This window comes from Marinobacterium iners DSM 11526 (assembly GCF_900107855.1).
In the GTDB taxonomy this organism is placed as follows: Bacteria; Pseudomonadota; Gammaproteobacteria; order Pseudomonadales; family Balneatricaceae; genus Marinobacterium; species Marinobacterium iners.
The window spans coordinates 13414-33738 of the sequence record NZ_FNRJ01000022.1 but is presented as its reverse complement, the minus strand read 5'-3'; the positions used below and the strand labels follow the sequence as shown (position 1 = coordinate 33738).

At 58.2% G+C, this 20325-nt stretch carries 20 protein-coding genes; 13 read left to right on the top strand and 7 right to left on the bottom strand.

Translation table 11 applies throughout. The features are described 5' to 3' along the window. Positions 1-169: 169 nt before the first annotated feature. The 10 genes from BLV48_RS16690 (at position 170) to BLV48_RS16645 (ending at position 9447) form a co-directional block, all read left to right on the top strand. Complete coding sequence (locus BLV48_RS16690) at positions 170-1462, top strand: GGDEF domain-containing protein (RefSeq protein WP_091827932.1); 1293 nt, start codon at positions 170-172, stop codon at positions 1460-1462. 7 nt (positions 1463-1469) lie between these two features. Next, entirely contained in the window at positions 1470-1688 is a 219-nt protein-coding gene (locus BLV48_RS16685; RefSeq protein ID WP_091827931.1) for a VF530 family protein, read from the top strand. 13 nt (positions 1689-1701) lie between these two features. Beyond that, positions 1702-3186: a helicase HerA-like domain-containing protein gene (locus BLV48_RS16680; RefSeq protein WP_091827930.1), complete on the top strand. Its 1485-nt coding sequence runs from the start codon at positions 1702-1704 to the stop codon at positions 3184-3186. 53 nt (positions 3187-3239) lie between these two features. Continuing rightward, positions 3240-3626, top strand: coding sequence for a guanyl-specific ribonuclease (locus BLV48_RS16675; RefSeq protein WP_091827929.1), 387 nt, complete (start codon positions 3240-3242; stop codon positions 3624-3626). Beyond that, the gene (locus BLV48_RS16670; RefSeq protein WP_091827928.1) at positions 3619-3984 is read left to right on the top strand and encodes a barstar family protein; all 366 of its coding nucleotides are present in this window, start codon (positions 3619-3621) and stop codon (positions 3982-3984) included. The genes BLV48_RS16675 and BLV48_RS16670 overlap by 8 nt, the downstream gene beginning before the upstream one ends. Positions 3985-4056: 72 nt before the next feature. Next, positions 4057-6246, top strand: coding sequence for an OsmC domain/YcaO domain-containing protein (locus BLV48_RS16665; protein ID WP_091827927.1), 2190 nt, complete (start codon positions 4057-4059; stop codon positions 6244-6246). Between the two features lie 37 nt (positions 6247-6283). Then, positions 6284-7003: an SIMPL domain-containing protein gene (locus BLV48_RS16660; protein WP_091827926.1), complete on the top strand. Its 720-nt coding sequence runs from the start codon at positions 6284-6286 to the stop codon at positions 7001-7003. A gap of 91 nt (positions 7004-7094) precedes the next feature. Then, positions 7095-7904 (top strand): response regulator, encoded by an 810-nt coding sequence (locus BLV48_RS16655; protein ID WP_254775069.1) that lies wholly within the window; start codon positions 7095-7097, stop codon positions 7902-7904. A 3-nt stretch (positions 7905-7907) separates the two neighbouring features. Beyond that, positions 7908-8594 carry a hypothetical protein gene (locus tag BLV48_RS16650; RefSeq protein WP_091827925.1) on the top strand — a complete coding sequence of 229 codons (687 nt, stop codon included), beginning with the start codon at positions 7908-7910 and terminating at the stop codon, positions 8592-8594. 19 nt (positions 8595-8613) lie between these two features. After that, on the top strand, positions 8614-9447 hold the full coding sequence (locus BLV48_RS16645) for a 23S rRNA (adenine(2030)-N(6))-methyltransferase RlmJ (protein ID WP_091827924.1): 834 nt from the start codon (positions 8614-8616) through the stop codon (positions 9445-9447). 3 nt (positions 9448-9450) lie between these two features. Here the strand turns inward: BLV48_RS16645 and BLV48_RS16640 are convergent, their stop codons facing one another. Continuing rightward, positions 9451-9717 carry a hypothetical protein gene (locus BLV48_RS16640; protein ID WP_091827923.1) on the bottom strand — a complete coding sequence of 89 codons (267 nt, stop codon included), beginning with the start codon at positions 9715-9717 and terminating at the stop codon, positions 9451-9453. 407 nt (positions 9718-10124) lie between these two features. Here BLV48_RS16640 and BLV48_RS16635 point away from each other — a divergent pair, with 407 nt between their 5' ends. Together BLV48_RS16635 and ilvN are read left to right on the top strand one after the other, a co-directional pair. Continuing rightward, on the top strand, positions 10125-11846 hold the full coding sequence (locus BLV48_RS16635) for an acetolactate synthase 3 large subunit (RefSeq protein WP_091827922.1): 1722 nt from the start codon (positions 10125-10127) through the stop codon (positions 11844-11846). A 2-nt stretch (positions 11847-11848) separates the two neighbouring features. Continuing rightward, a complete protein-coding gene (gene ilvN, locus BLV48_RS16630; protein ID WP_091827921.1) occupies positions 11849-12340 on the top strand; it encodes an acetolactate synthase small subunit in 492 nt (163 codons plus the stop codon). A gap of 77 nt (positions 12341-12417) precedes the next feature. Here ilvN and BLV48_RS16625 read toward each other — a convergent pair whose 3' ends face one another. From BLV48_RS16625 to BLV48_RS16610, 4 genes are all read right to left on the bottom strand, one after another. Next, positions 12418-13236 (bottom strand): ABC transporter permease subunit, encoded by an 819-nt coding sequence (locus tag BLV48_RS16625; protein ID WP_091827920.1) that lies wholly within the window; start codon positions 13234-13236, stop codon positions 12418-12420. After that, positions 13233-14138: an ABC transporter permease subunit gene (locus tag BLV48_RS16620; protein ID WP_091827919.1), complete on the bottom strand. Its 906-nt coding sequence runs from the start codon at positions 14136-14138 to the stop codon at positions 13233-13235. The genes BLV48_RS16625 and BLV48_RS16620 overlap by 4 nt, the downstream gene beginning before the upstream one ends. Next, a complete protein-coding gene (locus BLV48_RS16615) occupies positions 14135-15274 on the bottom strand; it encodes an ABC transporter ATP-binding protein (RefSeq protein ID WP_091827918.1) in 1140 nt (379 codons plus the stop codon). Before BLV48_RS16615 ends, BLV48_RS16620 begins: the two co-directional genes overlap by 4 nt. Positions 15275-15348: 74 nt before the next feature. Then, positions 15349-16443: a polyamine ABC transporter substrate-binding protein gene (locus tag BLV48_RS16610; protein ID WP_091827941.1), complete on the bottom strand. Its 1095-nt coding sequence runs from the start codon at positions 16441-16443 to the stop codon at positions 15349-15351. Between the two features lie 255 nt (positions 16444-16698). On the opposite strand from BLV48_RS16610, the gene BLV48_RS16605 reads away from it, so the two are divergent. Next, entirely contained in the window at positions 16699-17529 is an 831-nt protein-coding gene (locus BLV48_RS16605; RefSeq protein ID WP_091827917.1) for a dienelactone hydrolase family protein, read from the top strand. 7 nt (positions 17530-17536) lie between these two features. Here the strand turns inward: BLV48_RS16605 and BLV48_RS16600 are convergent, their stop codons facing one another. Beyond that, positions 17537-19369, bottom strand: a complete 1833-nt coding sequence (locus BLV48_RS16600) for an SLC13 family permease (protein ID WP_091827916.1) — start codon at positions 19367-19369, stop codon at positions 17537-17539. A gap of 42 nt (positions 19370-19411) precedes the next feature. After that, on the bottom strand, positions 19412-20296 hold the full coding sequence (gene ilvY, locus BLV48_RS16595; protein ID WP_091827915.1) for an HTH-type transcriptional activator IlvY: 885 nt from the start codon (positions 20294-20296) through the stop codon (positions 19412-19414). Positions 20297-20325 lie beyond the last annotated feature (29 nt).

Below are 20325 nucleotides of genomic sequence, written 5' to 3'. Positions count from 1 at the left end.
GGGTGGCCACCTGTGACAGGGTCAAGTTCCAGTTCTGCACGGGGTTCGTCCAGTGCTCAGAGGCCTTGAGTACACACAAAGACGCACTTGGTCTTGTGCCTGTGGAGCTGGCCGGCCTGAGCTAATATAGTGGCACCCTGTTCAATACCACAGAGGTCGATGTTCAGCCGTGACGCATTCAAGCCAGTATGGCCATCTGGTTCATATCGCAACCCATGAGGAATTGCGGCTCTATGAGCTGATTCCCAACGTGGTGTGGGTGTTTGATATCGACAAGCACGGCTGGTGGTGGGGCAACTCGGCGGCGGTAGAGTTCTGGGGACTGGGTTCGTTGCAAGCGCTGATCGACAAGGACCTGTCCGGTGATACTCAGGGTGCGCGCGACCGGACGCTTCAGACCTTTGAATTGGCCGTGCGTGATGGCCTGACGGTTGATCCCTGGACGACCTACCCGAATGGCAAGCCCAAGACACTGCTGATGATGCATCGGGCGGTGTTGCTGGGGCCGGAGCGGCATCGCGGCATCATTGCGTATATCAACGAGCAGGTGAACATGGGCGAGCAGCCCGAGAACCTGCTGTTGATGGAGGCGATGCGCTATACCCGTGTGCCGGCCACCACCTTTACGCTGGATGGCGATCCGGTGGTGGAAAACCCCGCCGCAACAGACGCCTACAATTACCTGTACAACCAACCGCTGGACGAGGGCATGTGTGCCTTTGTTGCCCGCTTTGCCGATCCAGCTCAGGGGCACGCCTGTCTCCAGCGGGTGCAGGCGGGTGAGGAGGGACGCTGGGACTTCATCATGCAGACTGTCGAGGGGCCGCGGCGGCACAGTGTGGATATACGCCGTACCCGCCATCCGCTCAACGGCGACTTTCTCTTTCTGATGGTGGAGTATGACTTCACCGAACTGTACGAAGCGCTGGAGGCTGTCGAATCCGCCCGTGCTGAGCTGCATGATATTGCGATGAAGGACAGGCTGACCGGTGTGCACAGCCTGCATTACATGCAGGAAGCGGCCAAGGCCGAACTAGCCCATGCGGACCGTCATCAGCAGGTGCTCTGGCTGATGTTCATTGACCTGGATGGCTTCAAGTCGATTAACGACAATTTTGGCCACAACACCGGTGATGAGGTTTTGCGTGAAGCGGCGCGTCGCCTGCAGGCGGTGATCAGGGAAGAAGACCTGCTGGCGCGAATCGGTGGTGACGAGTTTGTGGTGCTCTTTGCCCACGACAACACCGAAGCGGATGCCTCCTCCATTGCCCAACGCATGCTCGATACGCTGACGCAGCCGATCCATGCGCTCGGCCATGAGGCCCATATCAGCGCCAGTATCGGCATCGCGCGCTTCCCGGATGACGGGAAAGATCTGGAGTCATTGCTGAAGGCCGCGGATGGCGCCATGTACCGGGTGAAGAAAAGCGGCAAGAATGGTTTTGTATACGTGAGAGGATGATCCACAGATGAGCCAAACACAGCCCAACAATCCACTGCACGGCCTGACCCTTGAAAAGATCCTGACGCGCCTGGTCGAGCATTATGGCTGGGAAGGGTTGTATGACGAGGTTCGGGTGAATTGCTTCTGTAACGAGCCGTCCATCAAGTCGTCGCTCAAGTTTCTGCGTCGCACGCAATGGGCACGGGACAAGGTGGAAGCCTTGTATATCAATACGTTCTGCTGAAGGCGGATATCGCATGAACACCATACTGATCGGCAAGGGTGAGCAACCGGTACGGTTGCTAGGCCAGTACGGCAACCGACATGGCTTGATTGCGGGGGCCACTGGTACCGGCAAAACAGTATCGCTGATGGTGCTGGCCGAAGGCTTTTCACGCATGGGCGTGCCGGTGTTCATGGCGGATGTGAAAGGTGATGTGTCGGGCCTTGCCATGGCCGGTCAGTCCAGCGACAGGCTGATGCAACGTGCCGCCAAAATCGGCATGGAAGGGTTTTCCACCGAGGCGAGCCCGGTGCTGTTCTGGGATCTGTACGGCCAGGCCGGGCACCCGGTACGCACCACCATCAGCGAGATCGGGCCCACACTGCTGAGCCGCATCCTTGAGCTGAATGATACCCAGACCGGTATCCTTGAGGTGGCCTTCAAGCTGGCCGATGATCAGGGCCTGTTGCTGCTCGACCTTGACGATCTGCGCGCCCTGCTGAGCTTTGTGGCGGAAAACCGCAAGGATATTTCAGCTCAATACGGGCTGGTCAGTGCCCAGTCCATTGCCGCCATCCAGCGCAGCCTGCTGTCACTGGAACGCGAGGGCGGTACCGCCTTCCTGGGTGAACCGGCGCTTGAGATCATGGACCTGATGCGCACGGATATGAGCGGCCGCGGCGTGATCAGCATCCTTATGGCGAACCGTCTCATGTTGAAGCCGCGTCTGTATTCCACCTTCCTGTTGTGGCTGCTGTCAGAGCTGTTCGAAAACCTGCCCGAGGTGGGGGATCTGGAGCGGCCCAAGATGGTGTTCTTCTTTGATGAGTCCCACCTGCTGTTTGATGACGCGCCGGCCGCGCTGCGGCAGAAGGTGGAACAGGTGGTGCGGATGATTCGCTCCAAGGGCGTCGGCATCTATTTCTGCTCACAATCGCCCGATGACATACCGAACGAAATTCTGGGGCAGCTGGGTAACCGCATTCAGCATGCGCTGCGTGCCTACACACCGCGTGATCAGAAAGCGGTGAAAACCGCTGCCGAAACCTTTGTGGCCAACCCTGGGCTGAACGTGGCGGAGGTAATTTCACAGCTGGCCGTAGGCGAAGCGCTTGTTTCCACCTTACAAGAGGGTGGTGTGCCCATACCGGTCGAGCGCACACTCATCTGTCCACCGCGCTGTCGCATGGGCGCCCTCACCGCGGAAGAACATGCAGCCGTACTGGCACGCAGTCCGGTCGCGCATAAATATGACACGCCGGTCAATCGTGAGTCGGCCTATGAAATTCTGGCCCAGCGTGCGGCTGAAAGCTCAGCGGTTAAGGAGACAGCCAAGCCGGAACAGGATGAAGCATCTGAGTCCAAGGGGGTGGTCAGCGACCTCCTCTGGGGCAGCAAGCGGCGTCAGGGACTGGTCGAAACCATGGCCAAGCAGGCGGCACGTACGGTCGGGAGTCAGTTGGGCCGCAAGATCCTGCGCGGTCTGTTGGGCGGACTGTTGGGTGGCAAGGGACGTTAACGGACAGATTAGCAGGCCCGCGACCAGTGGTAGTGGGCTCAGGGAGTAATGCCATGAAAAAAATCCTGCTCGCACTGGTTGTCGTATTTGGCCTGTTCCAGTTACAGGGTGGTCACCTTGATGGACTGCTGGGCAGTGCCCCCGCGACAGGACAGTCCCATCTTTCTGCGCAAGAGCAGGAGCTGTACAACACGCTTGAGCGGATTCGCCAGAACGGCCCTTATCCCTATCAGCGTGACGGTATTACCTTCGAGAACCGCGAACGATTATTGCCGATCAAGCCAAGGGGCTATTACCGGGAATTCACCGTCGATACACCCGGGCTGTCACACCGTGGGCCACGCCGTGTGGTAACAGGCGGAAACCCTCCTGAAGTGTTCTATTACACGGAAGATCACTATCGTTCCTTCCGGCGTATTCAGGGGTACCAGAATGACTGAAAAGCCTGCTCCCATCATCTGGCAACACAATGCCCAGCCCGACCCGCAGGCTATCCCGTTGGATGAAAATGGTTGCCTGAACAAGGCTTCAATCCTGCGCCGCCTCAAAGCCGCGTTTCAGTTTCCGGATTACTTCGGTGAGAACTGGGATGCCGCCTATGATGTGCTGCTGGATCATGTCGACCAATTGGAGGCTGAAACCGTGTGGCGGTTTTCAATTGGTCGTGACACCAAAGTGAATGAGCCGGAGCTGGCGGTGTGGGTTCAACTGATGACGGATCTGTGTGCCTACGCCGATGCGCAAGGGCTGACGTTACAGGTGCTGATCCAGCAGCCTGCGGCAACATTCAAAACATAAAACCTGACTATCGTGGCCTAAAACCGGATAATACGGCTCAAGTTAAGCATTCACCCATCCGGTACCTCGCTCATGGAAATCAAGGTCAACTATCTCGACAATCTCCGGCTTGAAGCCAAATTCGACGACTTCACGGTGATCGCCGATCAGCCGATCCGTTACAAGGGGGATGGCTCGGCGCCCGGTCCGTTTGACTATTTCCTGGCATCCTCGGCGCTGTGTGCGGCCTATTTCGTCAAGGTGTACTGCAACGCGCGTGATATTTCCACCGAGAATATCCGCCTGTCACAGAACAACATTGTTGATCCTGAAGACCGCTACAACCAGATCTTCAAGATTCAGGTGGAGCTGCCGGAGGATATTTCCGACAAGGACCGGCAGGGCATTCTGCGCTCCATCGACCGTTGCACCGTGAAGAAGGTGGTGCAGACCGGCCCCACGTTTGAAATCGAGGTTGTGGATAACCTGGATGAAGACGCGCAGGCGTTACTGCTGGCCAAGCCGGAAGGCGAAGGTGCCACCTGGATCGAGGGCAAGGATCTGCCGCTGGAGCAGACCATCGCCAACATGACGCAGATTCTGGCGGATCTGGGCATGAAGATCGAGATCGCCTCCTGGCGCAATATCGTGCCCCATGTCTGGTCGCTGCATATTCGTGATGCGGCGTCCCCCATGTGCTTCACCAACGGCAAGGGTGCCACCAAGGAGAGCGCGCTGGCATCGGCGCTGGGTGAGTTCATTGAGCGACTCAACTGCAACTTCTTCTATAACGACCAGTTCTTTGGCGAAGAGATCGCCGATAGCGCGTTTGTGCACTACCCCAACGAGCGCTGGTTCCAGCCCGGGCCGGATGACGCATTGCCCGAGGGCATTCTGGACGATTACTGTCTGGATATTTACAACCCGGATGGCGAGCTGTTCGGCTCCAACCTGATCGATACCAACTCAGGCCGTGTAGACCGTGGCATCTGTGCGCTGCCGTTTGTGCGTCAGTCTGATGGCGAAACGGTGTACTTCCCCTCCAATCTGATCGAAAACCTCTACCTCAGCAATGGCATGAGCGCCGGCAATACGCTGGTGGAGGCACAGGTGCAGTGCTTGTCAGAGATTTTCGAGCGTGCGGTGAAGCGAGAGATCATCGAGCAGGAGCTGGCGCTGCCGGATGTACCGCTTGAAGTGCTTGAGCAATACCCCGACATTCTGGAAGGCATTCGTGCACTGGAAGAGCAGGGTTTCCCGGTGCTGGTGAAGGATGCCTCCCTCGGCGGCCAGTTCCCGGTGATGTGCGTGACCTTGATGAACCCGCGCACCGGTGGCGTGTTTGCCTCGTTTGGTGCCCACCCCAGTTTCCATGTGGCACTGGAGCGCAGCCTGACCGAGCTGCTGCAGGGCCGCAGCTTCGAAGGCTTGAATGACTTCCAGCCGCCCACTTTTAACAGCCTGGCCGTGACTGAGCCGAACAACTTTGTCGAGCACTTCATCGACTCTTCTGGCGTAATCTCCTGGCGCTTTTTCAGTGCGAAGTCGGACTATGACTTCAGCCACTGGAACTTCTCTGGCAGTAACCAGGACGAAGCCGATACTCTGTTCGGCATTCTGGCCGAGATGGGAAGGGAAGTGTACATGGCGGTGTATGAAGACCTGGGCGCGCCGGTCTGCCGCATTCTGGTGCCGGGCTACTCCGAGGTCTATCCGGTGGACGATCTGGTGTGGGATAACACCAACAAGGCGCTGGACTACCGTGAAGAGATTCTCAACCTGCACCGCTTGAGTGATGATGAACTGGCGGATCTGGCCGAGAGGCTGGACGAGAGCCAGCTCGACGTCTACACCGACATTCGGACCTTGATCGGGGTGGAGTTTGACGAAAATACCGTCTGGGGTCAGCTCACCATTTTGGAGCTGCGACTGCTGATCATGCTGGCGCTTGAACGCCATGAAGAGGCACTGGAGCTGGTGGAGCAGTTCCTGCAGTACAACGACAATACCGTTGAACGTGGCCTGTTCTACCGTGCCGTGCAGGCGGTGCTGGAAGTGGTACTGGATGATGAACTGGAGCTGGCCCATTTTCTGCCCAACCTGTCCCGCATGTTCGGCGCAGAACGGATGCAGGCCGTGGTCGGCTCTGTCATGGGCGAGGTACGTTTCCATGGCCTGACGCCCACCAGTATGAAACTGGAAGGACTGGACAGACACCTGCGTCTGATCGACAGTTACAGGAAATTGCACGCCGCGCGTGCAGCAAAGGCCGGTTTGTCTTGAGGGGCGGTCGGTTTCATCAGATCTGTGGAGGTAAGGAATGCTGACAACAAATCGTTCATCGGCGTTGATTCTGGGCGTGTTTCTTCTGCTTGGGCTTTCAGCGCTGGGTGGCCTGCTGGGCAAGGCGGCGCTGGATCATAAACAGCTTGATCGCACGGTGACGGTAAAAGGGCTGTCGGAGCGAGAATATCAGGCCGATATCGTAATCTGGCCGATCCCCTTTGCCGTGGCCAGTAATGATCTGGACTCGCTGTACACCGATCTGGAGGTGAATGCGGCACAGATTCGTGATTTCCTGACAGAAAATGGCATCCAGCCGGACGAGATCAGCTATGCGCCGCCGGTGATTACCGACCGTTCGGCGCAGCAGTATGGCGGCGACAACCGTGCCGAGTTCCGCTATGTGGCCAGCCGCATGGTTACGGTCTATTCGGAGAATATCGAAGGGGTGCGGGCTGTGATGAATGAGCTGCCCGAGCTGGGCAAGCGCGGCATCGTATTGACCGGGGGTGATTATCAGTCACAGACCGAGTACATCTTCACACGCCTCAATGAGGTCAAGCCGGAGATGATCGAAGAGGCGACCCGTAATGCACGTGAAGTGGCGCAGAAGTTCGCGGCCGACTCACAAAGCCGGCTGGGCAAGATCCGACGTGCCTCTCAGGGCCAGTTCAGCATCAGTGAGCGTGACCGAAACAATCCGCACATCAAGCAGGTACGAGTGGTGTCCACGGTCGAGTATTACTTGTCCGATTAAGTCTTTAAACAGCTGTTTTTGATCCAGCCCGGCGTCCGGGGCTTCAGTCCCGGGCCGCTTTGTGGGACAGTGTCGGCTGACAGCAGCATTGATGGAAACACAGCGTTCGATGAGCAAACTCAATATTCTGGTGGTCGATGATGCTCGCTTCATCCGCGAGCGCGTGACCTCCATGGTGCGGGAAGCCTTTCCCGACTTCAGCGTAATGGCAGTGGAAAACGGTACCGAAGCCACTCGGGCCATGCAGCAGAAACGTTTTGATCTGATTTTGTGTGACTGGGAAATGCCCGAGATGAGCGGGCTTGAGGTGCTGCAGTGGACCCGGTCGCAGGACGATTACAAACAGACGCCGTTTTTGATGGTGACCAGCCGTGGCGAGCGTGAATATGTGCTCAAGGCCATTCAGGCAGGCGTGAACGACTATCTGGGCAAGCCCTTTACCCGTGAGCAGCTGGTGCAGAAGATGGTCAAGGCGCTGGATAAGCGTCAGCAGCTGAGCCCTGAGCAGCAGGCGCGTGCGGCGGCCATGCTTGAGGCAGATAAAAAGGCTACACCTGCCGAGGCTTCGGCGCCTGCCAAGATGCGCTCCAAGCCCAAGGGGCTGGCGCAGCTGCGCAACAGCGAACAGACCTTCCGCTGCGCCATCAAGGATCTCAACCTGCGTGAAGTGAAGGTTGTGATCAAGAATGAAGGTGCGTTTCCGCAGGTGCTGGAACAGGTGGTCGTGGATATCGAACAGCTGTCAGGCGACAGCGTAGCGCGTATCAATGGCTTCATCACCTCGATACAGGCCACGGAACAGAAGCTGGATGCGGCCTATGTGGACGTGAACGTATTTTTTATGGACGATGACCCGGACAAACTGGCGCATCTGTCCAAATACATTGCCAGTGTGCGTTAAGTCATGAAACTGCGAGTTGCATTCCTGTTGACCCTGTTGCTGGGCGGTTGTGCCGCCCCGCCACCCCCGATGTCTGAGCCAAGGCAACAGGAGCTGGGTGTCTCCCCATTGCCACTATCGATCGTGCCCGTGTATGACAGCCGTGCCGAGGTACAGCTGGGGCAGGCGCTGGTGCAGCACTATCTGAGCGGCCCCTATTACCGCATTTCGGCTCCACTGCTGCTGTCGCAGCAGTATCAGGCCCGTTATGCCGCTGACACCTCTGACCCGCAACGGATGCTGGCGCTGTTCAGTCACCCGCAGGGGCATTGGGGTTTTGTGGCCGTGAGTGTAGCGCAGGGCAGTGTAATGAACCTGTTCGAGCTGCAGCATCGTAACGAAACCGGTTATGCACTGGTACTGAAGCGGGCGCGGATCTGCTTCAACACCGGCGCCGACCAGCCGCCACGCTGGCAGGGGCGCAGCTGGGTGTATGCATCACAACCGGGGCAGTTCGAGTGCAGTGGCCAAACCAACGGCTCCCTGTTTCAGCTTGGCTCCGGCCTGCCCGGTGCGCTGGGGCCCTATGCCGAGTCTGGTGATACCGTGCTGTACAGTCGCGACCGCGAGTCGCTGCAGCAAATCGCCAGTCTGTTGAAGCACCAGTTCCGTCATCTTCGGGTTCCGCAGATCCGGCCCGACCCGCTTTGATCCCATTTCAGGACACACCATGCTCAGCTATCAGCACGGCTTTCATGCCGGCAATTTTGCCGATGTTCACAAACACCTGACGCTGGTTCTGCTGTTGCAGGCGTTGAACCGCAAGGCCAAACCCTGGAGTTATCTGGAAACCCATGGCGGGCGTGCGCAGTATGATCTGCACGGTGATCAGGCGGCCAAGACCGGCGAATTCCAGCAGGGTATTGCCCGCCTGTGGCGTCAGTCGGTTCCCGAAGCGGTGCAGCCCTACCTTGAACAGGTCGAAGCCGTAAACGGGAAGGCGTTGCAACATTACCCCGGCTCTCCGCTGATCGCGGCCCAGATGGCGCGTGATGCCGATCAGATCAGTGTAATGGAGCTGCACCCGGCCGAGGCTGAAGCGCTGAAGCAGGTATTCCGTCAGGATGGCCGAGTGGCGGTACATCATCGTGACGGCTATGAAGGGGTGCTGTCGCTGTTGCCGCCAAAACCCAACCGTGGGGTGGTGTTGATCGACCCTGCCTACGAGGTGAAGCAGGAATACCAGCAGCTGGTGCGTTTTGTCAGCAAGGCGATCAAGCGTTGGCCCAATGGCTGCTTTGCCATCTGGTATCCGTTACTGCCGGCAGGGCTATGGCAAAAGATGAAGTCAGAACTGGCGGCGAGCGGGATTCGCAACATTCTCTGTTCCGAGCTTGAAATGGCGGCAGCAGAAGGCGAACGGGGCATGTATGGCAGCGGTATGCTGGTGATCAACCCGCCCTGGCAGCTGGATGCCACACTTGGGCAGGTTTCACCCTGGCTGCAGGCAACGCTGCAGCAGGGGGAAGGGCGCTGGCGCGTGGAATGGCTGGTGCCTGAGTGAGGCTCAGTACAGCGCTTTCTCGTCACGCACCACGTCGATCAGCAGCTCCAGAAACAGGCGGTCGGCATCGCTCTGTTCCAACGGAATCTTGACGTTGGTGGTGGATGACAGCTCTTCGGCGATCAACACGCCGGCGTTCTTGTCATTGAAATGCTTGCGAGCGATCTCCAGCGCTTTCTCGCTGATATCAGGCTCGACCAGCACCTTGCGGATAAAACGCAGCAGCTCGTTGATCACGCGCTCCTTGTTTTTGATCTCGGCAATGCTCATTGTTTTGCTCTCCGGCATGTAGAACGTGGACATGCGCCTACTATAACGCTAATGCCCGACAACGCCCAGAGGGCTGTCCTGTACAGTATCGGCGTCGTTCAATGGTCGTAGGCGGTTGATCGCAGCTTGTCAAGGTGCGAGAATGTCAGGCTATTTTCTTGACTTGTGGCATGCAGGAAATCCCGACGTCACAAGGGGTTATTAAGCGAACCCGGCTTAAGTCTCAGAACAGGTCTGTCAGATAAGAGATCCTCATCTGACCAGCACCGAACATGATCCAATGATGCCTGCGGGCAGGGCGCGGCCGGCGATACGATTGCTCCGCGGCCGGGTTATGTTCTCGTTGCAGAAACGCTGAAACTGTTAGTTCGCCGGCAGGTGGCCGGCGCTGAGTAGAGGGTACAACAGTGGAATTACTTTCAGGCGCAGAAATGGTGGTACGCGCCCTCAAAGACGAGGGTGTTCAGTACATCTATGGTTATCCGGGCGGGTCGTTGCTGCATGTGTACGACGCTCTGTTCCAGCAGGAAGATGTACAGCACATTCTGGTGCGCCATGAGCAGGCTGCAACTCACATGGCGGATGCTTATGCGCGTGCAACCGGTAAGGCCGGTGTCGCGCTGGTGACATCCGGTCCGGGTGCAACCAATGCCGTGACCGGTATCGCGACCGCGTTCATGGACTCCATCCCGATGGTGGTGATCACCGGCCAGGTGATGAGTCATCTGATCGGTGAAGACGCCTTCCAGGAGACCGACATGCTCGGTATCTCCCGTCCCATCGTGAAACACAACTTCAGCGTCCAGCGTCCGGAAGACATCCCGGCGATTGTGCGCAAGGCGTTCCATATTGCCGAGAGCGGCCGTCCCGGTCCGGTGGTAATTGACCTGCCGAAAGACATGACCACACCGACCGAGCGCTACCCGTACGAGTTTCCGAAACACGTCAAGATGCGTTCGTACAGCCCGATCACCCGTGGTCACAGCGGTCAGATCAAGAAGGCAACCGACATGCTGCTGGCGGCCAAGCGTCCGGTGATCTATACCGGCGGTGGTGTCATCATGGGTGACGCCAGTACCGAGCTGACCGAGCTGGCCAAACTGCTGAACTTCCCGGTAACCAACACCCTGATGGGGCTGGGCGGTTATCCGGGTACCGATCGTCAGTTCATCGGTATGCTGGGGATGCACGGCAGCTACGAAGCCAACATGGCGATGCACCATGCTGACCTGATTCTGGCTGTGGGCGCTCGCTTTGATGACCGCGTAACCAACGCCTGTGACAAGTTCTGTCCGACTGCCAAGATCGTGCATATCGATATTGATCCGGCCTCCATTTCCAAAACCATCCAGGCGGATGTCCCCATTGTGGGTCCGGCCAAAGTGGTACTGGAAGAGATGGTGCAGCTGGTCAAGGGCAGCAAGAAACAGCCGGATCAGGATGCACTGCACGCCTGGTGGCAGCAGATCGACGAGTGGCGTCAGCGTCACGGTGGCCGTTACCGCACTGATGACTCCGCATTGATGAAACCGCAACAGGTTATCGAAATGCTGAGCCAGGTGACCAATGGCAACGCCTTTGTAACTTCTGACGTGGGCCAGCACCAGATGTTTGCGGCGCAGTACTACAAGTTCAACAAGCCAAACCGCTGGATCAACTCCGGTGGCCTCGGCACCATGGGCTTCGGTTTGCCGGCGGCCATGGGTGTGAAGATGAACTTCCCGGATGACGACGTTGTATGCGTCACCGGCGAAGGCAGCATCCAGATGAACATTCAGGAGCTCTCCACCTGCAACCAGTATGATCTGCCGGTGAAGATTCTGTGCCTCAACAATCAGTCGCTGGGCATGGTGCGCCAGTGGCAGGACATGAACTATGAGTCCCGTCACTCCCAGTCCTACATGCAGTCGCTGCCTGACTTCGTCAAGCTGGTGGAGGCCTATGGTCATGTGGGCATGAAGGTCGAGAAATACTCTGACCTGGAAGGCGCCATGCGCGAAGCCTTCGCGCTGAAGGATCGTCTGGTCTTCATGGATATCGCGGTCGATCCGTTCGAACACGTATATCCGATGCAGGTACCGCGCGGTTCCATGCGTGACATGTGGCTGACCAAGACAGAGAGGACCTGAGCATGCGCCATATCATTTCAGTCCTGATGGAAAACGAGCCGGGCGCCCTGTCGCGCGTGGTAGGGCTGTTCTCCCAGCGTAACTACAACATCGAGTCGCTGACGGTCGCACCGACCGAAGACTCCACCCTGTCACGTCTGACCGTGACCACCATCGGCAACGATCGTGTGGTGGAGCAGATCACCAAACAGCTGAACAAGCTGATTGACGTGGTCAAGGTGGTGGATCTGTCCGAGGGTGATCACATCGAGCGCGAAGTGATGATGATCAAACTCAAGGCCAGCGGCCAGATGCGCGCCGAGATCAAACGGACCTGCGACATCTTCCGTGGTCAGATCATCGATGTGACCCCGACGACCTACACCGTGCAGCTGGTGGGGGCATCCGACAAACTGGATGCCTTCATCAATGCGCTGGGCAGCGCTTCCATCATGGAAGTGGTGCGCTCGGGTGTGTGTGGTATTGCGCGTGGCGAGAAAGTCCTGAGCCTTTAAAAGCTATCGGCGTCACAAAAAAACCGCTGGCCGTGCAGACGACCAGCGGTTTTTTGTTGCCTGAATCCCACCATTGATCAGTGGGCGTCGAGGCGGTTGCGTCGGTCCTGCCGCCACAGCAACACGCCGGTAATCAACACCGCGATGCTGACCAGCCCAACAATGATCGTTGCCAGCGCATTGATTTCAGGACTGACTCCAAGGCGTACGCTGGAGTAGACCACCATCGGCAGGGTGGTGGCACCGGGACCAGAAACGAAGCTGGCCACCACCAGGTCATCCAAAGACAGCGTGAAGGCCAGTAGCCAGCCAGCGATCAGCGAGGGAGCGATGATCGGCAGGGTGATGCTGAAAAAGACCTTCAGCGGGCGGGCCCCCAGATCCAGCGCCGCTTCTTCCAGCGACAGGTCCATATGTGCCAGTCGGCTTTGCACCACCACGGTGACATAGGCCATCGCGAAGGTGGTGTGGGCGATCACGATGGTGGTCATGCCGCGTCCGGCCGGCCAGCCGATCACGCTTTCCATCGCCACGAACAGCAACAGCAGCGAAAGGCCGATAATCACCTCTGGCATCACCAGTGGCGCGGTTACCATCACCTCCAGCGAGCCCCTGCCGCGAAAGCGACGGAATCGCACCAGTGCCAATGCCGCCAGTGTGCCCAGCACTACTGCTATTGTGGCGGTCAGGGCAGCAATACGGACACTGAGCCAGGCGGCGCTGAGCAGCTGGGTATTCTGCAGCAGTTCGCCGTACCATTTGGTGCTGAAGCCGCCCCATACCGTGACCAGCCGACTTTCATTGAATGAATACACGATCAGGCTGATGATCGGGCCGTACAGAAAGGCATAGCCCAGCAGCAGAATGGTAATCAGCAGTGGCATGCGTTGTTTCATGTGGCACCCTCCTCGGCGGCTCTGCGCTCAAAGTGGCGCAGCAGCACAAAGGGCACAATCAACGCCACCAGCAGCAGTGCCGCCAGCGAAGACGCCAGTGGCCAGTCCTTGTTGTTGAAAAATTCGGTCCACATCAGCTTGCCCAGCATCAGGGTGTCCGGCCCGCCCAGCAGGTCGGGAATCACGAACTCGCCCATCACCGGAATAAACACCAGCATGGCACCGGCCAGTACGCCCGGCAGTGACAGTGGCAGGGTGATCAGCAGAAACTGCTTCCAGGGGCGGCAGCCCAGGTCGGCGGCCGCTTCGAGCAGGGTCAGGTCCAGTCGGATCAGGGTGGCATAGAGCGGCAACACCACAAACGGCAGATAGTTGTAGACCACGCCGATATAGACCGCGAACGGTGTGTGCATGATCTCAAGCGGGGTGTCGATCAGGCCGGTCCAGAGCAGGAAGTTATTGAGCAGCCCGTTGCCCTTGAGGATACCGATCCAGGCATAGATGCGAATCAGGAACGAGGTCCAGAACGGCAGAATGATCAGCATCAACAGCGGCAGACGCCAATGTGCCGGCGAACGCGCGATGGCATAGGCCATGGGATAGCCGATCAACAGGCAGCAGACAGTGGAGATTGCGGCTATTTTGAGCGAGCCCAGCAGGGCGCTCAGATAGAGTGAATCTTCCAGCAGCAGCTGATAGTTGCCGAAGTTGACCATGATGGTCACCAGCCCGTCTTCGATTTCGCGGATCAGGTCCAGATAGGGAGGCTGTGCCAATACCGGCTCGGACAGGCTGATCTTGAGTACGAACAGGAACGGCAACAGGAAGAACAGCGCCAGCCAGAACCAGGGGATGGCGATGATCAGGTTGCGCGCCGGTGGCAGGTGCTGTTTCAGCTTCATTCCGTCAGCACCCCGCAGCTGTTGGCCGACCAGCCCAGCAGTACCTCTTCGTCCCAGGTCAGTGGCTGCTCGGCCAGTGCCTGCACGTTGGACTGGGTGAACTGCACTCGCTTACCGCCGGCCAGCTCCACATGGTAGATCGATACGTCGCCCAGATAGGCGATCTCTTTGATGACTCCACGCAGCTGGTTGGGCGCATCGGCATCCAATTGACTCAGTACCCGAACTTTTTCAGGACGCAGCGCGACCGTCACGGCCATTCCTGGTACCAGTGGCTGACTGTGGCGTACCAGCAGCTGAGAGTCGGCCTCGTCACACTGCACAATCACCTGATCGTCGTCCTGTTGCACCACGTAACCGTCAAACAGATTGACCGACCCGATAAAGCTGGCGACATAACGGGTGGACGGAAACTCATACAGACGTCGAGGCGGGTCGACCTGTTCTGTGCGTCCTTCATGCAACAGCGCGATGCGCGAGGACATGGTCATCGCCTCTTCCTGATCGTGGGTCACCACGATAAAGGTGATGCCGAGGCGTTCCTGAATGTTGACCAACTCAAACTGGGTTTGCTCACGCAGTTTCTTGTCCAGCGCCCCCAGCGGCTCGTCCAGCAGCAGAATCTTCGGGTGTTTGGCCAATGCGCGGGCCAGTGCCACACGCTGACGCTGTCCGCCGGAGAGCTGATGCGGTTTGCGTTGAGCCAGCTTCTCGATCTGAACAAGTGCCAGCATTTCGGCGACGCGTGCCTGACGCTCGGCCTTGGGCATGCCTTCCTGCTTCAGGCCGAAAGCGATGTTGTCTGCTACGGTCATATGCGGAAACAGGGCGTAGGACTGGAACATCATGTTTACCGGGCGCTCATAGGGTGGCACATCGGTGACATCCTGGCCGTCGATAAAAATGCGACCACTGGTCGGGGTCTCGAAACCGGCCAGCATGCGCAGCAGGGTGGTTTTGCCGCAGCCTGAGGGGCCAAGCAGAGAAAAGAACTCACCCTGATGAATGTGCAGGCTGACATCGTCGACCGCATAGAATGAGCCGAAGCGTTTAGTGAGGTTTTCGATTCGAACCAGAGGCTCCCCTTCGGGGGCCTGCCAGGGCTCTTCGGGTTTGAACTGGCGCAGTGTTGCCATCAGTGGTGGGTACTCCCGATAAAAAAGATGCCCCTGATTTCAGGGGCATCTCAGGTTCAGGTGATCGACTGGATTCAGCGGCCGGTTTTGACTCGGGTCCAGCTGCGGTTCATGTCGCGAATCTGACGTTCTGTCGGCGTTTTCAGCACGATCAGCTTTTCACGCGTTTCCTGCGGCGGATAGATGCCGGCGTCGTTGCGGATCTCTTCGTCGATCAACTCGGTAGCCGCCGCATTGGCGTTGGCGTAGGCCACATAGTTGGTGATCGGTGTGATGACGTCCGGCTGCAGCAGGAAGTTGATGAACTGGTGCGCGGTATCCGGGTGCGGTGCATCTGCCGGAATCACCATTACATCGGTCCAGACCACGGCACCTTCGGAGGGTACAGCATAGGCCACTTCAACCCCGTTGCCGGCTTCGGCCGCACGGTCACGGGCCTGCAAAATGTCACCGGAGTAGCCGTGGGCTACACAGATATCGCCATTTGCCAGATCGTTGATGTACTGCGAGCTGTGGAAGTAACGAATATTCGGACGTACGACCATGACGGTTGCAGCCGCCTTTTCCAGTGCAGCCTTGCTGAAGTCGGTGGTATCCTCGCTCAGATAGGCACGTGCCGCGACAAATACTTCGGTCGGATCGTCCATCAGCGTCACGCCACAGCCGGCCAGTTTGGCTACGATTTCCGGATCAAACACCAGGCGCCATGTATCCAGTGGCATCTCATCGCCCAGAATCTCACGCACCTTCTTTACGTTGTAGCCAATGCCGGTGGTGCCCCACATATAAGGCACCAGATGTTGGTTGTCCGGGTCGATGTCGGCCAGTGACTTCATGATGACCGGATCAAGGTTATCCAGATTGGTCAGCTTATCTTTGTCCAGTTTTTGATAAAGGCCTGCCTTGAGGTGACGGTCGGCAAAAGGGCGTGCTGTTGGGAACGCCAGATCATAGCCGCTGCGACCGGCCAGCAGTTTGGCTTCAAGCACCTCGTTGGAATCATAAACGTCATAGACGACCTTGATTCCGGTCTCCTGTTCGAACCGCGCCAGTGTGTCTTCAGCGATATAGTCAGACCAGTTGTATACGTTGAGTTCCTGCGCTGATGCGGCTCCCGCCAGCAACATGCCAGGGAGCAGTTTTCCGAGTTGCTTGAACACTTTTTTCATCGCCATGGGTCTCCGGCAACGCTGTGAATGGTGGAGGCTCAAGAGTGCCTCACGGTGTGTCCGGCAGCGAATGCAGCGGACGGATTCAAAGCGTGAATATGGAACAAAAGACTGGCAAAAAAAAGTTTTTTTTTGCAACTGCGGTTAAACAGGGCGGTTGAGCCTGATCAGTTTTATGAGTTGATCGCGTACAGCTGACTGAAGCAGTGTGTGGTCTATAGTGAGACACACCACAGGACGACAAGGAGAACGGGCATGTGTGATATCAAGGGGTGTGGCAACACGCAGTCGAGCCAGCCTCTTCCACGGGCAACCGGTGAAGAGCGACGCAGTTTCCTGAAGGGGATGCTGGCACTGCCACTGGCAGTGGTGCTGGCGGATCCGTTGCTTGCGCAAGCAGCGGGCAACCGAACTCGGTCAGTGCAGCTGGCACTGGGAGGCGGCGACAAGGTGCAGGCACACTTGGCCATGCCCGAGGGTGATGGGCCTTTTCCTGCGGTGGTGCTGATTCACGAATGGTGGGGGCTGAATGACCAAATCAAAGCGGTGGCGGCTGAGCTTGCCAATTTAGGCTTTATGGCGCTGGCGGTGGATCTTTATAAAGGCGGTGTGGCTGATACCCGTGAGGATGCAATGGCACTGATGCAGGCGGTCAATGAAGAAGAGGCAACAGACACACTGACCGGCTGGATTGACTGGCTGCGGCGGCACCAGCGCTGTAATGGCAAGGTCGCTACCATGGGATGGTGTTTTGGCGGCGGCTGGTCGCTCAATGCGTCCATGGAAACCCCGGTCGACGCGACCATCATCTATTACGGCAATGTCACCCGTACCCCAAAACAGCTGTCACGCCTGCGAGGGCCGGTGCTGGGTCATTTCGGAACGCTGGACAAGAGTATCGACGAAGCGATGGTGGGCGGCTTTGAGCGGGCCATGGCCGAAGCAGGCAAAGCCGATAGGCTGAACGTTTACTGGTATGTGGCGGACCATGCCTTCGCCAACCCCACCGGCGCCCGTTATGACGCCGATGATGCAGCCTTGGCATGGACGCGTTCGGTCAGTTTCCTGTATCGACAGCTTGGTTAAGCTGCTATTAGAACGGAAACAGCAGAGGCGTCAGTATCAACGTGAGCGCCAGTGCCAACAGCTGCAACGGAATACCCACCCGAGCGAAGTCGGCAAAGCGGTAGTTGCCCGGGGCCAGTACCAGGGTGTTGACCGGTGACGCGATGGGGGTGGCGAATGCGGTCGAGGCTGCAATAGCCACGGCCATCATCACCGGTTCCGGGTTGACGCCGGTCAGCTGGGCGGTAGTGATAGCGATAGGTGCCAGCAGGACCGTAGTGGCAGTATTAGAGATGAACTGACTCAGCAAGGAGGTCAGCATGAAAAGGCTGGCACAGAGAACCAGCGGACTGCTGTCGCCGACCAGGCTGACGAGGTGTTCAACTACCCAGGCTAGGGCGCCGCTGCGCTCCATCGCCAGTGCCAGCGGCAGCATGCCAGCGATCAAAATCAGACTGGTGGCGTTGAGAGAGCGGTAAGACTCCTGCAGTGATACGCAACCGGTGAGAATCATCGCCAGCGCTGCCAGCAGAATGGCGGACAGGTTGTCCAGCCAGCCCGTGGTCATGCACACCAGCATTGCCAGCAGAATAATCAGAGCAACCGGCCCACGGCTGCCGTGGGTGGGAATCTCTTCCAGCTCGGCGGGTGTCTGCAATACCACCAGCTCGCGCGAACCCTGCAGGCTGCGGATCTGTTCCCAGCTGCCGGCCAGCAGCAGGGTGTCGCCGGGTGTAAGCCGAGTTTCGGTAAAACTTGTATCCATGGCGGCCTGGTCTCGGCGGATACCCAGCACGCTCAGTCCATAGCGCTCGCGAAAATGTCCTTCCTTTATTGAACGATCACACAGCGGTGACTCAGGGGGCAGCAGTACTTCGGCCATACCGAACCGACGTTCCAGTTGACTGATCTCCCGCGCCGGAAAGCCCATCCGCTTCAACTTCAGTGTTTCGCACAGGTGTTCCAGCCGTGCTTCGTCGGCATATACGATCAACTGATCCTGATCCTGATCCTGATACTGCATGCGGGTGTTGCTCAGTACCGGCACTAAACTGGAGAGTAGCCCGCCACTGCGGGAAATGGCGATCACGGTGACATCATATTCGGTGCGCAGTGCCGCTTCGGCCGGTGTTTTCTGCGCCAATGGGCTGCCTGGCGTGATCATCAGCTTGTGTAGCTGACGACTCAGGGCATAACGGCCACTGATGGCGGCGACGCCCGGTGCGGTGTTTTCCGCCAGTTGCTGTGCTCGTTCGGGCAGCAGCTTGCGGGCCACCAGAATCAGATAGCCCATGCCTGCAATCAGAATCGCCAGCCCCAATGGAGTAAAGTCAAAGAAGCCAAACGGCTCAAGGCCTGCACTGCGCATCTGGCTACTGACGATAATATTGGGCGGTGTACCGATCAGCGTCAGCATGCCGCCGATAAGGGCGGCGAAGGCCAGCGGCATCAGTAACTGTGAGGGTTGCATGCCGGAGCGGCGTGCCATGCTCAGCACCACAGGAATCAACAGTGCAACGGCACCAGTGGAACTAATGAATGCGGACAGCAGCGCCACCACGGGTAACAGAAACAGCAGAAGCCGGGTTTCGCTGCTGCCGCCCATGCGCAGTAGCCAGTTGCCTGCGGCAGCGGCGATGCCGGTGCGAAACAGCGCTTCACCGACCACAAACAGGGCGGCGATCATGATCACCACCGGCTCACCGAAGCCGGCTACTGCTTCCGCCGGAGTGATGATGCCGGAGAGTGCCAGCGCAACCACAACCATAAGTGCAACCAGATCCATGCGGATACGATCGCTGACAAACAGGGCGATGGTAATGCCGAGGGTGGCAAACACAAACAGCATGTCGGGTGTCATGGAGCGGGGGCCTCTTTGAAAGTTCAGCCGGCAGTGTAGGGGTTAATCCGTGACAGAGCCATTATCCAGCAGTGACCAGAACGCCCGGATCAACGGTGAGCGCAGTTTGCGCTCCAGTGCAAACAGGCCGATTTCGTAGGGCTCCAGTGCCGGTGATACCGGCAACACCCGTACCCGATCTGCCAGAGGGCTGTTGTCCAGCACTATCTGGGGTACAACGCCGATGCCGAAACCCAGGCTGACCATGCTGACGATCGCTTCGTTGCCGGCGACCTGGGCATAAATGCGTGGCTGAATATGGCGGCGGCTGAACCACTGGTTGACGCGATCACGTGAGATACCGCTTTCCGGCAGGATCATCGGTTGGCGGCTCCACTGTGCTTCATTGCCGAGGGTATCGCTCGGCTCGCTGGCAGGGGCGATGAACAACAGCGGGGTGCGGTCGATGGGCCGAAAGGCCACCCCAGCCGGCAGGTGAGCGGGGCGGGCGGCGATGGAAATCTCCTCACGACCGCTCTGCACCCGGGCGATGGCATGTTCGGGGTCGCCGGTATGCAGCTTGATCTCGACACGTGGGTACAGCTGGCGAAACCGGCTCAACAGTGAATACAAAAAGCTGTAACTGGCAGTGACCGAGCAGTATACGCTGATCTCGCCCTGCAGTTCGCTGGCGCTTTCCAGCAGTGAATGACGTACCTGTTCCCACTGCTGCAGCGCTTCGCGGGCGTACTGGGCAAAGCGCATACCCTCGGGCGTGAGCTGGACGCTGCGGTTGTCACGCAGGAAGAGTTCAACCCCCAGCGAGTCTTCCAGCTGCTTGATGGCGCGACTCAGGGTTGAGGGGCTGACATGGCAGGCTTCACTGCTGCGACCGAAGTGCAGGGTGTCGGCCAGGCTCAGAAACAGGCGCAGGGTACGGGTATCCATTATGTTTCTTTAAATGAAATATGATGTTG